This is a genomic window from Thiothrix sp. (assembly GCF_028714775.1).
Classification (GTDB): Bacteria; Pseudomonadota; Gammaproteobacteria; order Thiotrichales; family Thiotrichaceae; genus Thiothrix.
Window position 1 is genome coordinate 1 of the sequence record NZ_JAQTLS010000057.1, and the last position, 5,001, is coordinate 5,001.

A 5,001-nucleotide genomic window follows, 5' to 3' on the forward strand; every position below is an offset into this window, starting at 1 on the left:
CTCAGTATTTTCCGCAGAATTTAGGGTAAAATGCGCCCTTATCGGTAAACCCAAGGTAAGGGGTTATCAGCAGTCTGCCCAGCAGGTTACGGCACCGTAGCCAAAACTGCTCATGCAAAATCTGGAAGCTTGGGTGAGTGGTTTAAACCAGCAGTCTTGAAAACTGCCGAACAGAAATGTTCCGTGAGTTCGAATCTCACAGCTTCCGCCAGAATACTGTTTTACCCCGTCCAAAGACGTACATGAAACCCGCTTAAATCCTAGTGATTGGCGGGTTTTTGTTTTTCATGCCTTATTTCCCAGCCTATTGCAATCTACCAAACAATTGTGGGTAAGTGATTTACCAACACGCGAGGTGGTGCCATGAAACTTTCAGATACGGCGGTAAGGAAAGCGAAGCCCCAAGCCAAGCCCTACAAGATGGCGGACGGCGGCGGCATGTATCTTGAGGTGATGCCTAACGGTTCAAAATATTGGCGGCTCAAGTATCGCTATGGTGGCAAGGAAAAGCGGCTGGCCTTGGGTGTCTATCCAGACATAACCCTATCGGGCCTATTCGATGCATGAGTTGCAGACAGTTTTCAAGGCAGCGCTGGAGCGTATCGGCCTCGCGCTTGCCGAACTTGGATGAACAAGACGCAGAGTGTGAACAACCGCCAATTATAAAAGATTTTGGGTGGCAGCTAAATAACTCAGAGCCCTACGTCTAATGTTACGTGGGTTGCATCGACACCGCTGGCGGCCATTACATTACCCGAACCAAAATTGCCATCATCTATCTTATTGTCGATGGTCTGTGCTGCATCAAGGGGGATGTTGCGAATTTCAATCACGTTCTGTACGGTAGTTGGAAACGTGGTTACGGCGGCAGAAGTTTTTGCGATTAAGAAGACATCTGGAGCCAATCCCGGGTTGAGTGGCGACACCATCCCTGAGGTGCTTCCCTTAATAAATCCTGCCGACACAAGTTCCACTGGAGCACAACTTACTTCTTGAGCGGTGTCAATCAAGCCATTCCCGATATTTGCCGTCGCTGTAGCGATGTCACAGGTGCCGACACCCGAAATATCATCACCTGCTTTTGGCAGGTCTCCCGGCAAGTAGTGATAGCGTGCCTTGAAGTCGCTTACTGCACCCGTCAGGTCTTGAATGAGTTTGACGGTACTGGTGGCCTTGGTGTTGCCGATGAGCACATTACTGTTATACATGATCGCGCCCAGAATCAAGCCGATGATAACCAGTACGATACTAATCTCAACTAGCGTAAAACCGATCTGCCTATTCATTCGGATGCAAAATTTCATGTACGAACATAGCAACCGAATACGCTGCACCGAATGACAGCAGCAGCGCCCACAGCGTTAGCTTGTATGCACCCATGGTTGTCAATATTCCGCTGGAGGAAAGCGCCAGTATCCAGAACGCCAACAGGAAAATGGCCGGTGTAAGAATTAGCGCGGGCTTGATGTGAGGTAGATATTTTTTCATAGTTATGGGCACTTTGTTGTAAGGTATGGGTATGCCATAAGCAGCCAGCCAGCAGTAGGGCCATCAAGCGTATTTGGTGCAACAGGAATTGCCGTTGAATCAGTCAATCTATACAAGGACGTGGTAGGCGTTGTGTGCGACCAAGTGGGCAGATTGTCAGTAAAGTGCAATGTGGCTGTCGGGGTCGGGGTATATGTGATGGTCTCCCCCCAAGGCCCAGTTGCATAGGTTGTAGCTTGAAATTGAATAGCTGTAGGAACAGCACAATTTTCAGCTGCATAATCGGCAACCCAATTCTTAATATTGGTAACCTGATCTGCCCATTGGCCTTGAGCTGACTTCATTGTGCCATCCCTCATTAGTGGTGTGAGCAAATCGCTGGAGTTGAGTACCAGTACCACATCATCAAATGCGCCGACATACGCGCTTGTATTGCTGGTGTAGTCTCGCTTGAAATATGTTGGTGGTGTAGGTGGGACTGGTATAGCCGCCGATGAAAACGTAGCAGGGGGTTTGTTAGCCAGCTCATCAGCTCCTGCAACTGATGCGTCGTTCTGAGTGCCTTTTGATGTGTACGCACCGTATCCATTCACTCCTTGTGAAATGACGACTGCAACGGCTGTAGAAGTAATCTGCATAGCGGCGCCGGATGTTTGGTTCCTGTCATTTACTATAATCACACCGGGAACGCCGACATTAAAAGAATTGGCAGCAGAGGTCGTGTTGTACTGATCGTTAAGCGTGCTATATGTAGCCGTCCATTTTGGCGAAACGCCATAGGAAAAGAAATTATCCCAACCATCCATCGCGGTGCTTTTTGTAAGTCCGAGTTCTTGATAGGGAACAAGCCCGTAATATGTAAAGCAATTATTGGGCGGTAGTGGGGTTGTATCTCTCCCCTCTTGACCCAGCTTAGTGACATCGGAAGTTGCAGGGCAGGGAAGCCGTTTATTTTTTGCAAGATACGCCATCAGTGCATCCTTGATTGCACCTTGATTCCCCTGGGTGGCGCGTATAGCGGCGTTCATCATCTGTGCTTTGAAGGTACCAAAGCCCATAGAGGCGAGAAGCCCGATTAGGAATACCACGACCGCCAACTCAATCAGTGTGAAGCCTGTCTGTTGTTTCGTAATGGTCACTACCCTGATCTCCGGTTTGCAATCGCGCACGGGTGACAACCGCCCCCGTATTTGTAAAACAAAACTCAACATATATGTTGATACACATGTCAACATAACATGCCCTGTTTTCATTTACCAGAGTCATCCATTCTCGTTGATAGAGAGGACAACAAGATGGTTGATAAAAAGAAGGACTCAGAGCGGCTGGCCAAGCAACTCGGCAAGAACGTTTCAGAACGTCGCAAGCAACTTGGATGGTCGCAGGAGCAGGTTGCAGAACGTGTGGGAGTTGACGCAGAGACGATTTCTCGTTTTGAGCGCGGGGCTAACTTGCCGTCTTTACCCACATTGGAAAAACTCTCCACCGCCCTGCATTCATCTGTCGGCGAGTTACTTGCAAAACAACGCCCGGTGGAGGCGAGCGAGACAGCAGCTTTTAACGCATGGATTTCCAATCTTTCACCAGGTGACCGTGCCTTCGTGATGACAGTCGTAAGGAATTGCTGCGACTACTTGGGCAGTCGCTAACGGTAATTTCGAGCGTTATCGAAAATCGCTTCAGCGCCAGATAACTCAACGCATTTTCTTTTGAAATTTCCGTTTTACCCTCAAGATGTAAAATGCCTTTGCTGTTTTAGATTCAAATCTAAATTCTCATGAACCCTTATTTTTCTGCTACTTCACCACTGCGCACCTCGCAGAGATGTGTCGTAACTTTTCAAAATCCAAAAAGGGTGTGGTGTTACATTTGAAAACGTCCAATAAGCTCTCAAGCGCCATGCATCTGGGGGTGCCATTAGGGGCATACCGTAATTGCGACGTTGCAGGTCTAGGTTTAATGCGGCTTGCAGAGCAAAGGGCGACTGACACAGCTCCGCCAAAAACCTGCCTTACACCATCCATTGCCGTACACGAAACCCGCGCCAATCCTGGTGGTGCGCGGTTTTGCTTATGTTGTATTCCCATCTATTGCAATCGTGGGTGCATTGAGCGCCCACCGTCGTAAAGCCAGCGGTGCGTAGATTGGAACAACCTGCACGCTGGCAACGGGAGCAATTGCATGATGGTGTATGATGCTGGCAAGAAAATTTTGAGCAACGCAGCAGTTGGAATGAAACCTGAATTCCTGAAGGTGCCATTAAGCATTTCCGCCATTCTTGTCGATCTGGATGGTACGCTGCTGCATTCCGCACCGGAGCTGGCGGAATCGGCCAACCGCATGTTGCGCGATATGGGCCGCCCGGTAGTGTCGCAAGACTTGCTGATGAGCTACATCGGCAACGGCGTCAGTTGGCTGGTGAAACGCGCGCTGACCGGCGATATGCACGCAGAGCCGGATGCGGCGCTGTTTAAGCGTGCCCTACCGGTCTTCGAGAAGCATTACAGCCAACTGCTGTTGCACAGCAAACCGTACGATGGCGTGGTCGAAGGGCTGGATGCCATGCGTGCTGCGGGTTACCGCCTGGGTTGCATCACCAACAAGTCGGCGCATTTTACCGGGCCGTTGCTCGAGAGTTCAGGGCTGGCGGATTATTTCGAGATCGCGCTGTCCGGCGACAGCTTGCCGGAAAAGAAGCCGCATCCGCTGCCGCTGTTGCATGCCGCCAAATTCTTCGGCGTGCCGGTGCAACAGGTGCTGATGATCGGTGATTCACGCAACGACGTCCTGGCGGCGCGCGCTGCGGGTTGCCCGGTGTTCTGCGTGCCTTACGGTTATAATCACGGCAAGCCGGTGGACGACCTGGATGTGGATGCGGTAATCGCCACATTGCCGGAAGCGCTGAAGTTGATTGAACTGGAACCCAAGGTAGGGCGGGCTACGCCCGACATGGTGGGCATAGCCCACCCTACGTAAAACGAGCTTAACTAATGGCATATAACAACCTCATGTTTTGGAGAAAACCCGCAAACTGGCGATGGTGATAATGGCTGTCGCCGGGTTATTACGGCGCGTGCATTGCCGCAGCTTTCTCAAAAATTTAATGGGGAGTTTTCATGTTGCAACCGATCACCGAACAAGAGTTTAACCAGCTTGCAAGGCAAGGCTATAACCGCATCCCACTGGCGGCGGAGACCTTTGCCGATCTCGACACGCCGCTGTCGCTATACCTCAAGCTTGCAAATAAACCTTATTCATACCTGCTGGAATCGGTGCAGGGCGGCGAACGCTTCGGGCGCTATTCTTTCATCGGTCTGCCTGCCGACACGCGCATCACGGTGCGCGGCAAACGCATCACCGTTACCCATCCCGGCGGCGAAGCCACGCATGACGCGGATAATCCGCTGGACTTCATCAAGGAATACCAGTCGCGTTTCAAGGTCGCGCCGCTGTCCGGCCTGCCGCGTTTCACCGGCGGACTGGCGGGTTATTTCGGCTACGATACGGTGCGTT

Annotated in this window: 6 protein-coding genes, 1 tRNA gene and 1 pseudogene; 5 read left to right on the top strand and 3 right to left on the bottom strand. The window is 51.1% G+C overall.

Annotated features, from left to right (window positions below; all coding sequences use genetic code 11):
* The first annotated feature begins 123 nt into the window (after nt 1–123).
* Both PHE17_RS21405 and PHE17_RS21410 read left to right on the top strand, forming a co-directional pair.
* Nucleotides 124–211 (top strand) — tRNA-Ser (locus tag PHE17_RS21405).
* 152 nt (nt 212–363) lie between these two features.
* Nucleotides 364–567 (top strand): Arm DNA-binding domain-containing protein, encoded by a 204-nt coding sequence (locus PHE17_RS21410; protein WP_301017962.1) that lies wholly within the window; start codon nt 364–366, stop codon nt 565–567.
* Between the two features lie 125 nt (nt 568–692).
* On the opposite strand, the gene PHE17_RS21415 is transcribed toward PHE17_RS21410, so the two are convergent.
* The 3 genes from PHE17_RS21415 to PHE17_RS21425 are packed head-to-tail and all read right to left on the bottom strand — an operon-like array spanning nt 693 to nt 2,741.
* Nucleotides 693–1,286, bottom strand: a complete 594-nt coding sequence (locus PHE17_RS21415; RefSeq protein ID WP_301017963.1) for a prepilin-type N-terminal cleavage/methylation domain-containing protein — start codon at nt 1,284–1,286, stop codon at nt 693–695.
* Nucleotides 1,279–1,488: a hypothetical protein gene (locus PHE17_RS21420; RefSeq protein ID WP_301017964.1), complete on the bottom strand. Its 210-nt coding sequence runs from the start codon at nt 1,486–1,488 to the stop codon at nt 1,279–1,281. The genes PHE17_RS21415 and PHE17_RS21420 overlap by 8 nt, the downstream gene beginning before the upstream one ends.
* Nucleotides 1,489–1,490: 2 nt before the next feature.
* Complete coding sequence (locus PHE17_RS21425; protein ID WP_301017965.1) at nt 1,491–2,741, bottom strand: type II secretion system protein; 1,251 nt, start codon at nt 2,739–2,741, stop codon at nt 1,491–1,493.
* 42 nt (nt 2,742–2,783) lie between these two features.
* On the opposite strand from PHE17_RS21425, the gene PHE17_RS21430 reads away from it, so the two are divergent.
* The 3 genes and pseudogenes from PHE17_RS21430 to PHE17_RS21440 form a co-directional block, all read left to right on the top strand.
* A complete protein-coding gene (locus tag PHE17_RS21430; RefSeq protein ID WP_301017966.1) occupies nt 2,784–3,137 on the top strand; it encodes a helix-turn-helix transcriptional regulator in 354 nt (117 codons plus the stop codon).
* 532 nt (nt 3,138–3,669) lie between these two features.
* Nucleotides 3,670–4,464: a phosphoglycolate phosphatase gene (locus PHE17_RS21435; RefSeq protein ID WP_301017967.1), complete on the top strand. Its 795-nt coding sequence runs from the start codon at nt 3,670–3,672 to the stop codon at nt 4,462–4,464.
* Nucleotides 4,465–4,604: 140 nt separating this feature from the next.
* Nucleotides 4,605–5,001, top strand: a pseudogene (locus PHE17_RS21440) (anthranilate synthase component I); the annotation flags it as partial.

Coding starts and splice junctions, on each gene's coding strand:
- PHE17_RS21410 (WP_301017962.1), top strand. CDS start 364: ATGAAACTTTCAGATACGGCGGTAAGGAAAGCGAAGCCCCAAGCCAAG.
- PHE17_RS21415 (WP_301017963.1), bottom strand. CDS start 1,286: ATGAATAGGCAGATCGGTTTTACGCTAGTTGAGATTAGTATCGTACTG.
- PHE17_RS21420 (WP_301017964.1), bottom strand. CDS start 1,488: ATGAAAAAATATCTACCTCACATCAAGCCCGCGCTAATTCTTACACCG.
- PHE17_RS21425 (WP_301017965.1), bottom strand. CDS start 2,741: ATGAAAACAGGGCATGTTATGTTGACATGTGTATCAACATATATGTTG.
- PHE17_RS21430 (WP_301017966.1), top strand. CDS start 2,784: ATGGTTGATAAAAAGAAGGACTCAGAGCGGCTGGCCAAGCAACTCGGC.
- PHE17_RS21435 (WP_301017967.1), top strand. CDS start 3,670: ATGATGGTGTATGATGCTGGCAAGAAAATTTTGAGCAACGCAGCAGTT.